We start from the raw sequence: 17,516 nt of genomic DNA, 5'->3' as shown, positions 1-17,516 counted from the left end.
GCAGACACCTCGGTATATCTGGTACACCGAGGTGATGCTATCGCAGGCAAGCCAGCTCCCACATTGGGTTGGTGTGGTCAGTGTTTGATCAGTCTGTCCAAGCCATCCAGTAAACGCTTTAAAGCGCCCTGATTGGCCTGCATCACCTTGAGCCCCGCCTGCGCCATCTTGCGTGCGTCCTGGGGCAACTCAAACAACTGTCGCACCGCCTCGGCCAGCCCATCGGCATCGTCCACCTCCCGCAAAGCCCCGGCGTCGCGCATCATCGCGGTGATGTCGAGGAAGTTGAAGACATGCGGGCCCATGATCACCGGTTTACCCAGCGCCGCCGGTTCCAGCGGGTTGTGCCCGCCGGTCGGCACCAGGCTGCCGCCGACAAATGCGCTGTCGGCCAGGGCGTAAAGAAACAGCAATTCGCCCATGGTGTCGCCAAGCAGCACCGAGGTTTGCTCGGTGACCGGCTCACCGCTGGAGCGACGCACGGTGGCAAACCCTTGCTGCACGCAGCGCTCAAACGTCGGGCCAAAGCGCTCCTGATGACGGGGCACCAGAATCAGCAGTGCATTGGGATAGTTCGCCAGCAACAGGCGATGAGCTGCCAGCACCACGTCGTCTTCACCTTCGTGGGTACTGGCGGCGATCCAGACCGGACGCTCGCTGGCGCCCCATTGTTCACGCAGGGCGGCGGCGCGGGCCGTCAACTGAGGGTCGATGCTCAGGTCGAACTTGATCGAGCCGGTCACCTCCACAGTTTCAGGACGTGCACCCAGGCTGCGGAAACGTTCAGCCTCGGTCTCGGTCTGTACCGCGAACAAGCTCATTTCTGCCAGCATCGGCGCCGTCAGCTTGGCAAATCGCGCATACCCCTTGGCCGAACGCGCCGACAGCCGCGCATTGGCCAGCGCCACCGGGATACCGCGCTGGGCGCAGGCATGGATATGGTTGGGCCACAGCTCGGTTTCCATGATCACCGCCAGCGTAGGCTGCACGCGGTCGAGAAAACGCTTGGCGGCGCAGGGCAAGTCGTACGGCAAGTAGCAGTGCTGGATGCGCGGTTCGTTGGCAAATAGCGCCTGGATACGCTCGGAACCTGTGGGTGTCATGCAGGTGACAGTCATCGGCAGCTGTGGATAACGCTCCAATAAGCCGCGAATCATCGGGGCGGCGGCAATGCTTTCGCCGACCGACACCGCGTGCACCCAGATCCCGCCGGGCCGCATCACCGGCAAGCCATAGGAAAACCGCTCGCCCACCCGCTTGGCATAGGCCGGCGCTTTGCGTGCACGCAACCACAAGCGTAAAGCCACCAACGGCAGCGCCAGGTAAAACAGACAGCTGTAGAGAGTTCTATTCATGGCGGCGGAGTTTATCGGCTTTTTCAGTCGATCGCCTGCAAGCACTCAGCAAAACGTTTGGCCAAGAAGCGCGCAGCGGGCCCAAGGTGCTCGTCGCGGCGCCACACCAGTTCCACTACCAGGGCGGGCGGGGTCCATTCGCTGGCCAATTCGACCATCTGTTGCTGATAGGTCGGGTATTGCACGATATGCCGAGGCAGCCAGGCCCAGCCCAGGCCACTCATCAGCCATTCGGCCAATACGTAGAAGCTGTCGGCGCGCCACACCAGGGGGCTGGCCGCCTCGCTGCCGGGGTAGACGCTGGTCTGGGTCGACATCAGCAACTGGCGAAACTGGGCCAGGTGTTGGCACGTCACGTACTGCTCCTTGGCCAACGGGTGATTGACTCCGCACACCGTGACCATTTCCACACTGCCCACCACCCTTCGCTCCAGGGCTTCGGGAATCTGGTCGTGATAGAACAACAACCCCAGGTCCGCCTTGCGCTCCACCAGCTTGCGCGCCACATCGCCCTGAGCCGCGCTGGACAACTGCACCTCCAACAGCGGGTAGTGCACCGCCAGCGCCTCCAGGCTGTCGAGCACAGGCTGGAACAACATCGCCTCATCCTGGGCCAGGCGCAGGCAGGCTTCCTCGCCGCGGGTCAACGATAAGGCCCGGCCCGTGAGGCGCTCACACTGGCGCAGCACCTCACGCGCTTCCTCCAACAACACACTGCCGGCCTCGGTCAGGCGCGGTTGCCGGCCGCTGCTACGTTCGAACAGGACAACGCCCAAGTCCGCCTCCAGCAGGGCAATGCCATTGCTGACCGCCGATTGCGCCTTGCGCTGCCCACGGGCCACGGCAGAAAACGAACGCTGCTCGGCGACGCTGACAAACAGCCGCATCTGCTCCAGATCCCATCGCACGCTCATGGCTCAACCCATCTCAATTCCAGATAGGTAATGACTTTACCCCATCTGGCGAACCTCTAGAATGCCGACCTTATCAAATGCGCATCACCTCGAGGATTGCCCCATGAATGCCGCCTACTACTACTTGGCCATCGCCATCTGCTCGGAAGTGATCGCCACCGTTTCCATGAAAGCCATCAAAGGCTGGAGCACCCCTATTCCGTTGCTGCTGGTGATCGTCGGTTACGGCGTGGCGTTCTGGATGCTGACCCTAGTGGTACGCACCGTGCCGGTCGGCGTGGCATACGCGGTGTGGGCCGGGATGGGCATCGTGATGGTCAGCATCGCGGCGTTGTTCATCTATGGGCAGAAGCTGGATGTGCCGGCGATGCTGGGGATGGGCCTGATTGTGCTGGGCGTGGTGGTGATTCAGCTGTTCTCGAAAACCGCCGGGCACTGACCGCCACTCAACAGCCTGTATACTGCGCCTCTTGTCTTGAACACTGAGGTCGCCGATGCCATCCGTTATTTCCACCGACGTTCTGATTGTCGGCGCCGGGGTTGCCGGCCTCTGGCTCAATGCGCGCCTGCGCGGCCAGGGGTTCTCCACGGTACTGGTGGAAAGCGCCACCCTGGGCGGCGGGCAAAGCCTGAAGTCCCAGGGGATCATTCACGGCGGTGCGAAATACGCCCTGCATGGCGCCCTCACCGGCGCCTCCGAAGCCATTGCCGATATGCCGCGCCGCTGGCGTGAAGCCCTGGCCGGCAGCGGCGAGCTGGACCTGTCCGGTGTGCGCGTGCTTTCCCAGGCGCATTACTTGTGGTCGCCCGGCACGATTGCCGGCAACCTCACCAGCTTTTTCGCCAGCAAGGCCGTGCGTGGCCGCGTCGATCAGGTCAAGGGCAACGAACTGCCCCTGGCGCTGCAGGACCGTCGCTTCAAAGGCAAGGTCTATCGCCTGGCCGAGCTGGTGGTGGACGTGCCCAGCCTGATCAACCGCCTGGCGCAACTGGCCGGTGACGGTCTGCTCGCTGGACAGCACATCGAACCGTTGCTGGAGGGTGGCACCCTGGTGGGCTTGAAGGTCGATGGCCGTGAGATCCGCGCCCAGCGCATAGTCCTGAGCGCTGGCGGCGGCACGGCAGACTTGCTCGCCGCCCTGGGCCATAGCCAGCCGGCCATGCAAAAACGCCCGCTGCACATGATCATCGCCAAAGGCCCCGGCCTCAAGCCGCTGTACGCCCATTGCCTGGGCGGCGGCACCAAGCCGCGTCTCACCGTGACCACCCACCCGGCCGCGGATGGCAACTGGGTTTGGTACATGGGCGGTGATATCGCCGAGGCTGACGGTGTGGGACGTACGCCTGAAGAACAGATCGCCACCGCGCAGAAAGAGCTGGCGCAACTGCTGCCCTGGATCGACATGAGCCAGACCCAGTGGGCCACCCTGCGGGTGGACCGCGCCGAGCCGCTGCAAACGGGGCTGAGCCGTCCCGATAACGCGTTCCTTGCCGAAGACGGCCGCCTGCTGGTGGGCTGGCCCACCAAACTGGCCCTGGCGCCGGACTTCGCCGACCGCGTACTCCACGCCCTGGAGCGCGACGGCATACGCCCCAGCGCCAGCGCCCCTCTGCCCGAACTGCCAACCCCGGCAATCGGCCAACCCGCCTGGGAGCAACTGTTGCCATGAGCCTGCCAACCCTGCACGACCTGCATCGCCCCCTGGGCAGCACCGGCCTGCTGGTGTCGCCCCTGGGCCTGGGCACCGTCAAGTTGGGCCGCGACCAAGGGGTGAAATACCCCAACGGCTTTCAGATCCCTGGCGACGACGACGCCCGCATGTTGTTGCGCCAGGCCCGCGAGCTGGGCATCAACCTGATCGACACCGCGCCGGCCTACGGCATGAGCGAAGAGCGCCTGGGGCCGCTGCTGCGTGACCAGCGCAAGGACTGGGTCATCGTCAGCAAGGTTGGCGAAGAGTTTGCCAATGGCGTGTCCCATCACGATTTCAGCGCGGCCCATACGCGGATGTCGATTGAACGCAGCCTGAAACGACTTGAAACGGATTTTATCGACCTGGTGCTGGTGCATTCCGACGGCAACGACTTGCATATCCTCAATGACTGCGAGGTTTACCAGACCCTGGCGCAGCTGAAGAAAGACGGCAAGATCCGCGGTTTCGGCTTCTCCGGCAAAACCGTCGAAGGCGGGGTGAAAGCGCTGGAGCAGGGCGACTGCGCGATGGTCACCTACAACCTCAACGAACAGGCTGAGAAGGCCGTGATCGACTATGCGGCCGCCCACGGCAAGGGCATCCTGGTGAAAAAGGCGCTGGCCAGCGGCCACGTATGCCTGGAACCGGGAATGGATCCAATTCAGGCCAGTTTCACCTTGTTGTTCGCGCAAACGGGCGTCGCCAGTGCTATTGTCGGGACCATTAATCCGCTGCACCTGGCCCATAACGTAGCAACTGCTGCCCGGGTCATTCGTCAACTCTGATGCCGCCCACGCGGCCGACCCCGTCGCAAGAAGGAGCCGACATGCCGCGTACGCTCATAAGAAAGAACCCCAGCAACTTCAAGACACTGCCGCTGCACGTCGAAGCCACCCCCGAAGGCCTGAGTTACCAGAGCGTCGGCATGCCGCTCAACTTCGCCCAGACCTTGCAACGGCGCAAGCCGGTCGAGGTGCCAGATCCCGAGCGCTTCGCCCTGGAACTGGCGAACCTCGGCGTCTCGGTACGCCTGACCCTGCACTGGCAAAACAAGGACTACTGGGTGCTGGTGCGCCAACGCCGCCAGGACCGTGGCGATGTTGTGCTCAAGCTGATCTCCGGCTACGTCCCAGCTCATGAACTGAACCTGCCGCTGCACACCGCCATCCAGGAAATTGCCGAGGAGTGCCTGCTCGAAACCCCTGAAGGCTGGCTCGGCGGGCGCTTTAACGATACCTGGCTGCCGGCGCCCTACTCCGCCGCCCTGCATTACCGCGAAGCCCTGCCGTTTCGCCTGAGCCCTTTGTCTGGGGCCGCACGCCCGGTGCGCTGCGCCACCATGCAACTGATCGAGCGCCCACGGGCCTACGTGCACCTGCCGACCGCCTCGCTGCAATTGATTTATGACCTGCGCCTGGAAGTGCCGAAGGAAGCCAAGTCCCTCAGCTTGTTTCATGTGGATGAGCGTTTGGAGGGTGACCAACTGGTGGCGCGCCTGGACCGTCAGCGCCCGGACCTGTACTTGATGCCGCTCAAAGATGGCGAGCCACTGGCAGAGTTGTATACCGTCAAAAAGGATCAGCTGTACCCGGCCAGCACGCGCGGCCTCTATCTGGCGGAAAGTTTTGCCCAGCAAGAAGGCTGGCTGGTGCGCGATGAGCGGATTCGCTGGAAGGATTGGCTCAGGCAGCAGGGCCTGGCAGAACCGGAAAAAGACTCGAAGCTCAAGCGCTTGACCGGCAAGGCACGGCAGATGCTGAGCAAGATCGTGCCGAAGAAAAGCTAGGGGCGAGCAGGCTCGCCCCACGGGGTATCACTCGTTGTTGCGGATCTTCTCGACAATCGCGGTGGTGGAGCTGTTTTCAACCAGCCCCAGCACTTTGACCGTGCCGCCGTAGGCGCTGACGATGTCCGCACCGACTACCTGATCGACAGTGTAGTCACCACCCTTGACCAGCACGTCGGGCTTGACCTGGGCCAACAAGTTTTCCGGGGTGCCTTCGGAGAAGCTGATCACCCAGTCCACCGCGCCCAGGCCCGCGAGTACCGCCATGCGCCGGTCAACACTGTTGATCGGGCGGCCAGGACCTTTCAAGCGGCTGACCGAAGCGTCATCGTTGACCGCAACGATCAAGCGATCGCCTTGGGCGCTTGCCTGTTCCAGGTACGTCACATGCCCGGCGTGCAGGATGTCAAAGCAGCCGTTGGTGAACACAATGCTTTCGTTGTGAGCTCGAGCATCGTCAATTGCCAGCAGCAACTGCTCCAGGCCCAGCACACCGCGCTCCGAGCCTTCGGAACGCTGGATCGCACGGCGCAACTCAGGTGCGCTGATGGCTGCAGTACCCAGCTTGCCCACCACAATGCCCGCGGCCAGGTTAGCCAGGGCCACGGCGTGGGGCAGTTCCTCGCCAGCCGCGATAGACGCAGCCAGAGTAGAGATTACCGTGTCACCGGCGCCCGTAACGTCAAACACTTCACGGGCACGCGCCGGCAGGTGCATGGCCGGGTGGCCCGGACGCAACAGGGTCATGCCGTGCTCGCCACGGGTCACCAGCAAGGCGCCCAGGTCGAGATCGGCCATCAGCGCCGCGCCCTTGCTCACCAGTTCGTGTTCATCAGCGCAACCGCCGACGATGGTTTCGAACTCACTGAGGTTGGGCGTGAGCAGGCTGGCGCCTCGGTAAACCGAGAAGTCCTTGCCCTTGGGATCGGCCAGCACCGGGATGTTGCGGGCCTTGGCGGCCTGGATCAATACCTGGTGATTCTGCAAGGCGCCTTTGCCGTAGTCGGACAACACCAGCACCTTGATACCTTCGAGCAGCGCCTCGACCTGGTCGCCGAGGGCCAGAGCGTCGGTGGCGAAGGGTTCTTCGAAATCGATACGCAGCAACTGCTGGTGACGGCTCATGACCCGCAGCTTGACGATCGTCGGCTGATGGGCGATGCGCTGGAACAGCGCACGCACGCCGGCACCCTGCAGGCTGTTGGCCAGGCTTTCGGCCGCTTCGTCGTCACCGGTCACACCCACCAGGGAGGCCGGGGCGCCGAGGGCGGCAATATTGAGTGCGACGTTGGCAGCGCCACCTGGGCGGTCTTCGATTTGCTCGACCTTGACGACCGGCACCGGAGCCTCAGGGGAAATCCGTGAGGTACCACCATGCCAGTAACGGTCGAGCATGACATCGCCGACCACCAAGACAGCGGCTTGATTGAATCGCGGCATGGACAACTTCATGGAGCAACCCACATACAAAATGAACAGGGGCGCGATATTAGCACAGGGTTTGCGATGGCTTGCGACCACCGCAGGGCAAATGTGGGAGGGGATTTGCTCTCTGTAGGAGCGAGCTTGCTCGCGAAAAACTCACAGACGCCGCGTTTATTCAGGAAGCGCGGTTTATCGTTGAGGTTTTTCGCGAGCGAGCTCGCTCCTACATTTCCTTTACACCGTGATGCCGGTTGGATCAGGTGATATCAGCCTGCACCGGTGCATCCAGGCCCATGGCATGCAGGCGGGCGTAGTAACCGTTCTGCGCCAACAACTCGCCATGGGTACCACGCTCGACAATCCGCCCGTCGTCCATCACCAGGATCAGATCAGCCTTCTCGATGGTGGACAAGCGGTGCGCGATCACCAAGGTCGTGCGGCCTTGCATGACCTTATCGAGTGCCGCCTGGATATGCCGCTCGGACTCGGTATCGAGGGCCGAGGTGGCCTCGTCGAGGATCAGCAACGGGGCATTCTTGAGCAACGCACGGGCAATCGCCAAACGCTGACGCTGGCCGCCGGACAACAACACACCGTTCTCGCCAACCTGCGTATCAAAGCCCTTGGGCAACTGATCGATGAAGTCCTTGGCGTTGGCATCCGCCGCCGCCGCTTCCACATCGGCACGAGGTGCACCGGCCAGGTCGCCGTAGGCGATGTTGTTGGTCACAGTGTCGCTGAACAGGGTCACATGCTGGGTGACCTGGGCAATGTGTTTGCGCAGGTTGAGCAACTTGTAGTCTTCAATCTCGATGCCATCGAGCAGGATTTCACCACTTTCATGATGGTAAAAACGCGGGATCAGGCTGGCCAGGGTCGACTTGCCACTGCCCGAACGCCCCACCAGCGCAATCATCTGCCCAGGCTCGGCGGTAAAGCTGATGTCCTTGAGCACATGGCGATCGGTGCCAGGGTAGGTGAAGTTCAGGTGACGCACTTCCAGGCGACCGCTGACCTTGTCGCGTTCGAGAGTGCCGTGGTCGACCTCAACGTCTTCGTCCAGCTGTTCGAAGATACTTTCGGCGCCTGCCACACCTTTCTGGATAGTCGAGCTGACCTCCGAGAGCTGGCGGATCGGCTTGGGCAGCAAGCCCGCCAGGGTGATGTAGGCCACCATGTCACCCGCCGAGGCGTCGCCACGCAGGTACAGCACCAGGAACATCAACACGGCCATGGCGGAGTAGATCACCAATTGCAGCGCCGGGGTGTAGATCGCCCCAGTGCGGGTCATGCGCAGTTGCTTGTTCGTATTGCTCTGGCTGGCTTTGAAGAAGCGCTTCTGTTCGTAGACTTCGCCGCCGAAGCTGCGCACCACGCGGTAGCCCTGGATGGTCTCCGAGGCCACGTGGGTCACGTCGCCCATGGCCACCTGGATCTTCTTGCTCTGCTTGCGGAATTTCTTGCTGGCGGTACTGACCATCACGGCAATCAACGGCAGGATCGCGATCATTACCAACGTGAGGCGCCAGTTCATGTACAGCAAGGAAGCGAACAGGAAGATCACCGTCATGCCTTCACGGATCACCACCTTGATAGCATCGGTCGCAGCCCCCGTGACCATGGTCACGTTGAAGGTGATGCGGGAAATCAGATGCCCGGAGTTGTGATTATCGAAGTAGCGGTTGGGCAGCGTCAGCAGGTTGTTGAACAGTTGCACCCGCAAGTCGTGGACCAGACCCAGGGAGACCTTGGCCAACAGGTAGTTGCCCAGGAATGAGCCCAGGCCCTGCCAGGCCGCGATCAAGATGATCAGCAGCGGTACCGCCTGCAGCAATTGCAGGTCGCGCAGGAAGGGCACGGTCGGGAACAGCACGGCTTCCGGATTGGAGAGACCGTCGACAAAGTACTTGAGGATGTAACCCAGCATCGGTTGGGTCGACGCGAAAATCAGAAATCCAAGGATACTCAACGCGAACAAGCCCATATAGGGCTTAACGTAACTGAGCAGGCGGAAGTATATTTTCAAGCTCGAAGGGCTTGCGCTCGGACTGGAGTCGGTCATATCACGCGGCGTTTTGAAAAAGGAGGCTGACTTTAGCACAGCTTCTCTGTTGTACTTGCACCCGGCGTAAGCCGCGGCCCGGTTGGATCCTACCGGCGACATTACTTAGCCACTAGCTTAAGATGGTCGGCTTTCTCTTTCTGGAATGGCTTTACTGTATGCACTCCAAGCGCCTTATCTATGGCTCAAATCGCGTTTTCGACTTCCTGGTCCTATGGATTTTGCCTGTTGGCTTGTTGCTGCTCCTGAGTGCACTGTTCTTTGTCGGCAATCGCAATGTACTGCACCGCATTGTCTACATCCTGTTCAGCGTACCGACCTTGTTTCTGTTGTGCATGCGCCCTCGGGAGTTCAAGGACCTGCTACGAGAGCCTCTGGCCATCGCATTTGTGGCGTTCTCGGCTTGGGCCTTGACCAGCTTGCTCTGGAGCCCCGAGCCCAGTTCAGATACCGACCTGTTCAAGCGGCCGTTGAATACCTTCATGCTGTTTGGTGGCTGCGGATTGCTGCTGCATTACCGCAACGAATTGTTCAAGCCGATCTTCTTCAGCGCTGCGGTGATTGCGCTGGTGGTGAGCATGGGTAACCTGGTGGCGTTCGCCAAGGGCTATTCGCCCGGTTTGCGCATGATCGGCGGCCTTGGCGCTCTTGATAACCCGCTGTTGAGTTCGCACCTTTTTGGGTTTTTCACCGTGTACTGGCTGTACGTCTGCATGACGACCCAGCGTCTCAAGGTGCTGTGGTTCAGCGTACCGGCCCTGGCAATCATGACCATGGCCGTGCTGGCGACCGGCTCACGCACCCCGCTGGTGGCGCTGACGCTGGCCATACTTTGGATGAGCTTTGTGAGCCGTAACCGCCGCGCGGCGCTACTAATCACCGGCATGGTACTGGGCGCCGCCGGGCTCCTGTTGTTCTTCCCCGAAATGATCACTGGGCGCGGCAGCTCGTTCCGCCTTGAGCTGTGGAGCATGACATTGCAGCTCGTTGCCGAGCACCCTTGGATCGGGCATAGCTATGATTCCGAGCTTTTCCTAACGGTGTCCGATGGATACCAACTGCGCGAGCCCCACAGCTTCGCTCTCGGCGTGCTCTATTACGTCGGCATCATCGGTTTCATCCCGTGGGCCTTTATGCTCGGCTGGGGCCTGTATAAAGGCCTGCAGCAACGCGCACAGCCGCTGTTCATCCTGGCATCGTCCCTGCTGACCTATGGCATCGGAGCAGGCCTGACCGAAGGCGGCGGGATCCTGTCACGGCCCAAGGAACACTGGTTCCTGCTGTGGATTCCCCTGGCAATTATCACTGGCCTGAGCCTCGCCCAACGCCACCGCAGCCTGCTGCGCATGAAGGTGCAGAACCTCAAGCCCGCCGCGTTTGAACAGCTGTGCAACAACGCCCAGGTAATTGAAGCCGATGGCCTGGGGCCCAAAGTCCTGCGCCTGGAGGACGGCAGTTTCCTCAAGCTGTTCCGCCCACGCCGCTGGTACACCTCCGGAAGCTTCAACCCGTACTCCGAGCGCTTTGCCAGCAACAGCGAGCAACTGCGCACCCTGGGCATTCCTACGCCGCACATCCTCGGGCTCTACCGCCTGAGCGATGCCAGCAGCGCAGTGCGCTACACGCCGTTGCCCGGCCTGACGTTGCGCCAAGCGCTGCAAAGCCTGGACAGCAGCCTGCGTGAATCACTGGTTGAGCGCTTTGGACGGTTCATGGCGCAACTGCACGAGCGCGGCGTGTACTTCCGCTCGCTGCACTTGGGTAACGTGTTGTTGATGGACGACGGTGAGTTCGCCCTGATCGACGTGGCTGACCTGCGCATTTACCCGTCTTCACTGCGCTACGCCTTGCGCCAACGTAACCTGCGCCACATGCAACGTTATCCTCAGGATCGCAACTGGCTGTTCGAAACGCACTTCGAACAACTGCTCAAGGGTTACGCCTCGGAGGCGAGCCCAGCCGCCACTGCGAAAATCCGCGAGCAGGTCCAGAGCCTGTAAACACCTGTAGGAGCGAGCTTGCTCGCTCCTACAGGGTGCGGTGGCGATTCAGTTTTTGAGCGGCGCCAGATACAACCGCACCAGCCCGCGCAAGGTCTTGCGCCCCCAGAACTTCAAAGGGATCTGCTTGAGAACCTCCCGCGCCAACGGGCGGTCGCGGTCGGCGGTCTTGAGAAACATCGAGTTCAGGAAGTTGTAGCGAACCGCGTCATAGGCCGGATGCTCGCTGAACTTGGCGTAGGTCTTGAGGATGTTCTGGATCATGTAGCGGTGGTTCTTGTAGGTGTTGCTGGCGTGCTGGCGATACTTGGCCATCACCACGTCAAGGGCGTCAATGGTGTAGCCCGCCGCCGTAATCTTCAGTTGGATCAGCAAGTCTTCCAGGGGAATCTGCGGGTCGAAACCACCGACCTCCTCCAGCACTTCGCGGCGAATCAGCATGGTCGGCGCCGGTGGAAACGGCTTGCGGTCCAGGAACAGGTCATCGAAGTCCAGACGCCGAAACGGCACGTCGCGACGCTGTTTCTTCTCCGGGTGCAGGTTGCCATCACCGTCGATCAGCTCGATATTGCCAGCACACATGCCCACCTTCGGCTTGCCGTCCATATACGCCACCTGGGTGGCAATACGCTCCGGCAACATGATGTCATCCGAGCCGAACGGTGCGATCAGGCTACCCTTGGCGCGAGCAATCGCACCGTTCAAGGTCGCGCTGAGCCCTTGATTCTGCTGCACCTGGAAATCAAAGCCGTGCTCGGCCTGCAAGCGCTGGATGCGTTCGACGCTGTCATCCTTGGAGCCGTCGTCGACTATCAACAGCTCGATATTGGGGTAGGTCTGCCCCAGCACGCTAAGAATGCTTTGCTCGATGTACTGGCCATGGTTGTAGGAAGCGATGATCACCGAGACCAGGGGTTGTTGCTGATTCATGCTCTACCTACTTCACGCAAACCGATTTCAATCAGGGTCAGGTACTTGTGCTTGAACTCGTCGAGGGTGTGGTTGGCCTCCAGATAGCGGAACACCTCCTCACCCTTGGCGCGCAATTGTTCATCGCTCATAGCCAGGTAAGTGTCCAGGGCCGCAGCCAATTGTTCGACATTACCCGGATCATGGGACAAGCCGCCCGCGCCCTGCACCAGTGGCAGCATCGCCGGGCCGTTGGAGGCGATCACCGGAAGGTGGCCGCTCATGCCTTCCAGCAAGGCCAGGCCCAGGCCTTCGAACAGCGACGGCATGGTCCAGATATCGAAGCCGCGCACGTACTTCATGCCGTCTTCGCGAAAGCCCAGCAAATGCGCACGGCCGGTCAGGCCGAGGCGCTCGATGTCGGCACGCAGGTCGGCTTCGGCACGGCCAGAACCAATAATCCCCACCTGCGCCTCAGGGTATTTGTCCTTGAGCGTGGCGAAGGCTTGCAGCAGATGGGTATGGCCTTTGATCGGCACGAGGCGGCCCAGGGCGCCGATCATCCGTGCATCCATTGGCAGGCCCAGGGCCTTGCGCGCGTCCTCACGGGACAGCTGCAAAGCCTCGGCCTGGGGAATGTCGATAGCGTTGGTGACGTACGTGGTGTTCTCACGGGTGAATCCGCAGTTGAGGTCTACCAGGTAGTCCTTGACCGCTTCGGACACCCCGACAAAGCGCCACGCCGGGCTGACCCAGCGCTGGGTTTGACGCCGACGGTAACCACGGGCGTACTCGCCAAAGCCGTGGGAGATGCCGATGCACAGCGGGATCTTCAACCAGCGGTTGAGCGACAGCATCATGTTCACCGACTTGAAGCGGTTACAGATGACCACGTCGAACTTCTGCTCGCGGCAGTACTTGTAGATCTGCCACATGGCGCCAAAGCGAATGCCCTTGAGGGACTTCTCCGGCAGCTCGAAATAATGGGAGTGCTCGGCCACGCTCAGGGGCTGGCCGGGCAGCGGGCGCCCACTGAGAAATCCGGAGGTCACCTCGAAGCGCTCAGCCGGCAGGGATTTGACGATTTGCTCACCCAAGTCCGCGAAGTCATGGGTCTTGACGTTGTAGTCCGGCTGTAACTGCAAAACCTTGAAACGAGGCTTCATAACTCTCCATGCAGCGATCTGGCTACGGGCACGCAGCCCGGTAAAAAGGGCGACAGGCGCATAACGGCCTGCCTTCAATCGGCTCTCAGTCCTGCTTCAGGACCCACAACAGCTCGTGACGGCGCACGGCCTTGCGGAAGAATTCGTTCTCGCCATAGGGCGATGGACTACGGCCCGCCAGCAGTTGCTGCAACCACCTACGCACTCGACGCTTGAACGGCGCTGGCGGCTGCAGGTCGTGCATCATGCCCAGGGCCATGGCCTTGTCCTGCTGCTGGCTCAAGGCGAGAGCGAAACTGCACGGCACCAGTTCCACAGCACCATCGAAACGTGGCGGCAGCGCCACGCCAGCGCCGGAATCGCCCATTGGCCAGCGGTCGTTATCATGCAGGTGATTGGCGTAGCCGAGCAATGTGTCGGGCTGCCACTCCAGGCCCTGCAAGGCTTCCAGCACTGCCGCGTGGGCGCAGATATGGTCGGCGTGAGGGTCAAGCAACGGCGTGGGCAAGACGATGACCTGGGGCCGCGCCTTGAGCAGCAGCGCCCGCAGGTCGGCGATCAGGTTATGCCAGGTCGGGGCACCATCAGCATCGCCAGGCAGAATAAAACCATTGAACTGGCGAAACAGCCGCGTATCGGCCAAATCGGCTTCGCGGGAGGCTTGAGGCTGATCCGGCGCAGCCTGCATGGCTTGCAACTGCATGCAGAAGTACCCCAACTGCACGCACTGCGCCTCGGGCACGCCCGCCCAGCGGGGCACGGCGACGCTGTCCCAGGCCCGCAAACGGCCCTTGAGGCGCGCAGCTTCAGCCTTGGGCAGGCCCATGTGCTGATAATGCTCGGCTTCGATTTCACCGGCCGTCAGCGTGACGATCCAGCTTTCAGTCGCCTGGCTGTAAAGGCTGAACGCAGCCAGTTCGGCATCGTCGGCATGGGGCGCGATCACCATCACACGTTGCTGGCGATAGTCCGGCTGGCGAAAGCGCCACAGCGTCGGCTGCCCCTTGATCCGGCAAAAACGCCCGCGCAATTTGAGCTTGCCCGCGGCCAAGGCTTCGGCGGCGCCGGTCAGGTTCAGATAACGCCGCCCAGCGACGCCGCGCTCGAAGGCTTGCCGGTCCGGGCTTTGCAGGCCCAACAGGTCTACCGCAGGATCGAAGAAACGCCCCAGCCAGGTACTTTTCAACTCAATGCCGACGATCAGGGTTTCATCCGCCGCCAACGGCGCATCCAGCAACAGCCGGCCCGCCTCCAGGCGCAAGCCGGGCTGTTCGCTGCCGGCCGGGAACGCGTACTCATAGCTGTCTTTGGGCGAGTAAAACAGGTGATCGGCAAACCAGGCTTCATGGGCGGCCCACAGCAGCACCGCAAGGATCAGCGGCAACCACCAGGCCACCAGTACGCCGGTGGCGACCAACACCAGCACGCCGATCAATAGCGCAATACGCTTGTTACGCCGATGGCGCTTGAGCAGTTGCTGTTTACGGCTCATACACTGAAGACCGGCACCGGGTTGCACCAGCGCTCCTTGTATTCACGGTCGGAACGCCCGAAGGAGAAGCGCAGCGACTTGTTCGCCGCCCGCGCCTGCTCCCAGGCACTTTGGGTATTGAGAAAACTCAGCACACTGCCGGGGCTGAATGCACGTGTTTCAGGGTCGACGCCGCCATTGACATACTCGGCGCTGAACCACTCGTTGGACTGCACCTGATACACCAATTGCACTGCAATCGGCGCGTCGTTCAGAAACAGCACCGAGCCGAACAGGAATTCCTTGAGCAACTCCAGCACCTCGGCCAGACGCGCCGCGCCCGCCGCCGGGAAGCCCCAACGACGCTGGAACAGGTCGCAATAGATCGCCGCCAGTTCTACGCTGGAAAACTCACTGACCGCCCTTACCACGCCGCCCGCCTCTTCCAACAGGCGCAGTTCACGCCGCTGGTTGTAGCGAAACTTCTTCGACAGGTCCTCGGGAGTACGCGCCATGGCCAATTGCTCGGCCTGGGGCTTGAGGGTGCTCACGCGCCCTTGATTGAGCGTCGACAGGTAGCGCGCACGATGCCGCAACGGCACCTGCGCATCGGCAGCAATCGGCAGGATGATCTCGGCGTTGCCCAGGTCAAACAGGCCTTTCTTGCCGCTGCGCTTGAGCACATCCTTGGACAGCGCCAGGTCGCGCCCCCAGGTGGCGATCGCCCCCTTGAGTTCACCACCGTGCTCCCAGCCCAGGTAGCGCACAGGTATCTGCGCCAGCCCGGCCAACCGCTCAATCACCTGGGGATGGGTCGCCACACTGCCGCCGTAACGCTGCCAGGCCTGGGCGTAAACCTCGGCTTCGACAGGCGCCCAGCCACGTTCACGCCAGCCCTGGAAGCGGTTCAGCATTTAAACCACGGCGTCATAAGGGTCCACGCCATCCTTGACCACCAGGATGTCTTCCATGATCAGGTACTGCAGGTCCGAGCCGAAGAACATGTTCAGCGCGTCGGTCGGCGAGCAGATCATCGCTTCGCCACGACGGTTGAGCGAGGTGTTCAGGGACACGCCGTTACCGGTCAGCACTTCCAGCTCTTTCATCATGTCGTAGTAGCGCGGGTTGTATTCGCGCTTGAGCACCTGGGCGCGGGAAGTACCGTCTTCGTGCACCACTTCCGGTACGCGGGTCTTCCACTCTTCGGCGACCTCAAAGGTGAAGGTCATGAACGGCGCCGGATGATCGACCTTGATCATCTGCGGGGCAACGGTGTCGAGCATCGACGGGCAGAAAGGCCTCCAACGCTCGCGGAACTTGATCTGGTGGTTGATGCGATCCGCCACGCCGGTCGCACTTGGGCAACCGATGATCGAACGACCGCCCAAGGCACGCGGGCCAAACTCCATGCGGCCCTGGAACCAGGCGACCGGATTGCCGTCGACCATGATCTTGGCAATGCGCTTAGGCATGTTCTCGATCTTGCGCCAGTTCGGCTTGCTCTCGTGCTTGGCGCACGCGGCGATCACGTCTTCGTTGCTGTAGGACGGGCCGAGGTAGACGTGTTCCATCTTCTCGACCGGTACGCCACGGGCATGGGACACATAGGCCGCCGCACCGACGGCGGTGCCGGCATCGCCGGAAGCCGGCTGTACGAACAGCTCTTTGACGTCGTCACGGGCAATGATTTTCTGGTTCAGCTTGACGTTCAGCGCACAGCCGCCGGCGAAGGCCAGCTTGCCGGTGTCCTTGAGGATGTCGCCCAGGTAGTGGTCGATCATCTGCAAGGCCAGTTTTTCGAACAGCGCCTGCATGCTGGCCGCGTAGTGGATGTACGGCTCGTCGGCGATGTCGCCTTCGCGTTTCGGCCCCAGCCACTCGATCAGTTTTGGCGAGAAGTAGAACCCTTTGCCCTTCTCTTTGTAGCGGCGCAGGCCGATGACGTTGGCGTAGTCGGTGTTGATCACCAACTCGCCGTTTTCAAAGGAGGCCAGGCGCGAGAAGTCGTATTTGCTGGCATCGCCGTACGGCGCCATGCCCATGACCTTGAACTCACCGTCGAGCATCTCGAAACCGAGGAACTCGGTGATTGCGCCGTACAGGCCGCCGAGGGAGTCCGGATCGTAGAATTCCTTGATCTTGTGGATCTTGCCGTTTTCGCCGTAGCCAAAGAAGGTAGTGGCGTACTCGCCCTTGCCGTCAATGCCCAGGATCGCAGTTTTTTCCTGGAAGCCCGAGCAGTGGTAGGCGCTGGATGCGTGAGCCAGGTGGTGTTCTACCGGTTCAATCTTGATTTTCTTCGGATCGAAGCCCAGTTGCTCCAGGCACCAGACGATCTTGTTGCGATAGCGCTTGTAGCGACGGTTGCCCATCAGGATCGCGTCGAGAGCGCGGTCCGGGGCGTACCAGTAACGCTTGGCGTAGTGCCAGCGCGCCTCGCCGAACAGGCTGATCGGGGCGAACGGGATCGCCACCACGTCAACGTCCGAAGGCTTGATGCCAGCCTGCTCCAGGCAGAACTTCGCCGACTCGTAGGGCATGCGGTTCTTTGCATGTTTGTCGCGTACGAAGCGCTCTTCTTCGGCGGCCGCAATCAGCTTGCCGTCGATATACAGGGCTGCGGAAGGATCATGGCTAAGGGCGCCGGACAGGCCAAGAATCGTCAATGCCACTGGGGTCTAGCCTCTTTTAGTCTGCATGCAGGCGCATCGCGCCTGAAAAAAGTGTGTTTCCC

At 61.6% G+C, this 17,516-nt stretch carries 14 protein-coding genes; 5 read left to right on the top strand and 9 right to left on the bottom strand.

Annotated features, from left to right (window positions below):
- Nucleotides 1-77: 77 nt before the first annotated feature.
- Together waaA and CLM72_RS02470 are read right to left on the bottom strand one after the other, a co-directional pair.
- Nucleotides 78-1,355 (bottom strand): lipid IV(A) 3-deoxy-D-manno-octulosonic acid transferase, encoded by a 1,278-nt coding sequence (gene waaA / locus CLM72_RS02475; RefSeq protein ID WP_105225537.1) that lies wholly within the window; start codon nucleotides 1,353-1,355, stop codon nucleotides 78-80.
- A gap of 23 nt (nucleotides 1,356-1,378) precedes the next feature.
- Entirely contained in the window at nucleotides 1,379-2,269 is an 891-nt protein-coding gene (locus tag CLM72_RS02470; protein ID WP_105225536.1) for a LysR family transcriptional regulator, read from the bottom strand.
- Between the two features lie 103 nt (nucleotides 2,270-2,372).
- On the opposite strand from CLM72_RS02470, the gene CLM72_RS02465 reads away from it, so the two are divergent.
- From CLM72_RS02465 to CLM72_RS02450, 4 genes are read left to right on the top strand one after another with little or no spacing between them, the layout of a single operon-like run.
- Nucleotides 2,373-2,708, top strand: a complete 336-nt coding sequence (locus CLM72_RS02465; RefSeq protein ID WP_003188013.1) for a multidrug efflux SMR transporter — start codon at nucleotides 2,373-2,375, stop codon at nucleotides 2,706-2,708.
- A gap of 55 nt (nucleotides 2,709-2,763) precedes the next feature.
- The gene (locus CLM72_RS02460) at nucleotides 2,764-3,939 is read left to right on the top strand and encodes an FAD-binding oxidoreductase (RefSeq protein ID WP_105225535.1); all 1,176 of its coding nucleotides are present in this window, start codon (nucleotides 2,764-2,766) and stop codon (nucleotides 3,937-3,939) included.
- Nucleotides 3,936-4,748, top strand: a complete 813-nt coding sequence (locus tag CLM72_RS02455; protein WP_034125629.1) for an aldo/keto reductase — start codon at nucleotides 3,936-3,938, stop codon at nucleotides 4,746-4,748. Before CLM72_RS02460 ends, CLM72_RS02455 begins: the two co-directional genes overlap by 4 nt.
- 41 nt (nucleotides 4,749-4,789) lie before the next feature.
- Nucleotides 4,790-5,749, top strand: a complete 960-nt coding sequence (locus CLM72_RS02450; protein WP_105225534.1) for a metal ABC transporter ATPase — start codon at nucleotides 4,790-4,792, stop codon at nucleotides 5,747-5,749.
- 27 nt (nucleotides 5,750-5,776) lie between these two features.
- On the opposite strand, the gene hldE is transcribed toward CLM72_RS02450, so the two are convergent.
- Nucleotides 5,777-7,201 carry a bifunctional D-glycero-beta-D-manno-heptose-7-phosphate kinase/D-glycero-beta-D-manno-heptose 1-phosphate adenylyltransferase HldE gene (gene hldE, locus CLM72_RS02445; RefSeq protein ID WP_105229072.1) on the bottom strand — a complete coding sequence of 475 codons (1,425 nt, stop codon included), beginning with the start codon at nucleotides 7,199-7,201 and terminating at the stop codon, nucleotides 5,777-5,779.
- 229 nt (nucleotides 7,202-7,430) lie between these two features.
- The gene (gene msbA, locus CLM72_RS02440; protein WP_014716640.1) at nucleotides 7,431-9,236 is read right to left on the bottom strand and encodes a lipid A export permease/ATP-binding protein MsbA; all 1,806 of its coding nucleotides are present in this window, start codon (nucleotides 9,234-9,236) and stop codon (nucleotides 7,431-7,433) included.
- Nucleotides 9,237-9,394: 158 nt separating this feature from the next.
- On the opposite strand from msbA, the gene CLM72_RS02435 reads away from it, so the two are divergent.
- Complete coding sequence (locus tag CLM72_RS02435) at nucleotides 9,395-11,236, top strand: bifunctional O-antigen ligase/aminoglycoside phosphotransferase family protein (protein WP_105225533.1); 1,842 nt, start codon at nucleotides 9,395-9,397, stop codon at nucleotides 11,234-11,236.
- A 48-nt stretch (nucleotides 11,237-11,284) separates the two neighbouring features.
- On the opposite strand, the gene CLM72_RS02430 is transcribed toward CLM72_RS02435, so the two are convergent.
- The 5 genes from CLM72_RS02430 to CLM72_RS02410 all read right to left on the bottom strand — a co-directional run bounded on the left by CLM72_RS02430 (nucleotide 11,285) and on the right by CLM72_RS02410 (nucleotide 17,454).
- Nucleotides 11,285-12,166, bottom strand: a complete 882-nt coding sequence (locus tag CLM72_RS02430; protein WP_105225532.1) for a glycosyltransferase — start codon at nucleotides 12,164-12,166, stop codon at nucleotides 11,285-11,287.
- Nucleotides 12,163-13,311, bottom strand: coding sequence for a glycosyltransferase family 4 protein (locus CLM72_RS02425; RefSeq protein ID WP_105225531.1), 1,149 nt, complete (start codon nucleotides 13,309-13,311; stop codon nucleotides 12,163-12,165). The genes CLM72_RS02430 and CLM72_RS02425 overlap by 4 nt, the downstream gene beginning before the upstream one ends.
- Nucleotides 13,312-13,396: 85 nt before the next feature.
- On the bottom strand, nucleotides 13,397-14,803 hold the full coding sequence (locus tag CLM72_RS02420; RefSeq protein ID WP_105225530.1) for a PIG-L family deacetylase: 1,407 nt from the start codon (nucleotides 14,801-14,803) through the stop codon (nucleotides 13,397-13,399).
- Nucleotides 14,800-15,696, bottom strand: coding sequence for a GNAT family N-acetyltransferase (locus CLM72_RS02415; protein WP_105225529.1), 897 nt, complete (start codon nucleotides 15,694-15,696; stop codon nucleotides 14,800-14,802). The genes CLM72_RS02420 and CLM72_RS02415 overlap by 4 nt, the downstream gene beginning before the upstream one ends.
- Nucleotides 15,697-17,454 carry a carbamoyltransferase gene (locus CLM72_RS02410; RefSeq protein ID WP_014716634.1) on the bottom strand — a complete coding sequence of 586 codons (1,758 nt, stop codon included), beginning with the start codon at nucleotides 17,452-17,454 and terminating at the stop codon, nucleotides 15,697-15,699.
- Nucleotides 17,455-17,516: the final 62 nt, after the last annotated feature.

It is taken from the genome of Pseudomonas sp. MYb193, from assembly GCF_002966775.1.
GTDB classification, from domain to species: Bacteria; Pseudomonadota; Gammaproteobacteria; order Pseudomonadales; family Pseudomonadaceae; genus Aquipseudomonas; species Aquipseudomonas paracarnis.
The sequence above is the reverse complement of the archived record's forward strand: the minus strand, read 5'-3'. Positions and strand labels throughout refer to the sequence as shown.

Bases quoted from the DNA above. Each gene is read 5' to 3' on its own strand.
- waaA (WP_105225537.1), bottom strand. From the start codon at position 1,355: ATGAATAGAACTCTCTACAGCTGTCTGTTTTACCTGGCGCTGCCGTTG.
- CLM72_RS02470 (WP_105225536.1), bottom strand. From the start codon at position 2,269: ATGAGCGTGCGATGGGATCTGGAGCAGATGCGGCTGTTTGTCAGCGTC.
- CLM72_RS02465 (WP_003188013.1), top strand. From the start codon at position 2,373: ATGAATGCCGCCTACTACTACTTGGCCATCGCCATCTGCTCGGAAGTG.
- CLM72_RS02460 (WP_105225535.1), top strand. From the start codon at position 2,764: ATGCCATCCGTTATTTCCACCGACGTTCTGATTGTCGGCGCCGGGGTT.
- CLM72_RS02455 (WP_034125629.1), top strand. From the start codon at position 3,936: ATGAGCCTGCCAACCCTGCACGACCTGCATCGCCCCCTGGGCAGCACC.
- CLM72_RS02450 (WP_105225534.1), top strand. From the start codon at position 4,790: ATGCCGCGTACGCTCATAAGAAAGAACCCCAGCAACTTCAAGACACTG.
- hldE (WP_105229072.1), bottom strand. From the start codon at position 7,201: ATGAAGTTGTCCATGCCGCGATTCAATCAAGCCGCTGTCTTGGTGGTC.
- msbA (WP_014716640.1), bottom strand. From the start codon at position 9,236: ATGACCGACTCCAGTCCGAGCGCAAGCCCTTCGAGCTTGAAAATATAC.
- CLM72_RS02435 (WP_105225533.1), top strand. From the start codon at position 9,395: ATGCACTCCAAGCGCCTTATCTATGGCTCAAATCGCGTTTTCGACTTC.
- CLM72_RS02430 (WP_105225532.1), bottom strand. From the start codon at position 12,166: ATGAATCAGCAACAACCCCTGGTCTCGGTGATCATCGCTTCCTACAAC.
- CLM72_RS02425 (WP_105225531.1), bottom strand. From the start codon at position 13,311: ATGAAGCCTCGTTTCAAGGTTTTGCAGTTACAGCCGGACTACAACGTC.
- CLM72_RS02420 (WP_105225530.1), bottom strand. From the start codon at position 14,803: ATGAGCCGTAAACAGCAACTGCTCAAGCGCCATCGGCGTAACAAGCGT.
- CLM72_RS02415 (WP_105225529.1), bottom strand. From the start codon at position 15,696: ATGCTGAACCGCTTCCAGGGCTGGCGTGAACGTGGCTGGGCGCCTGTC.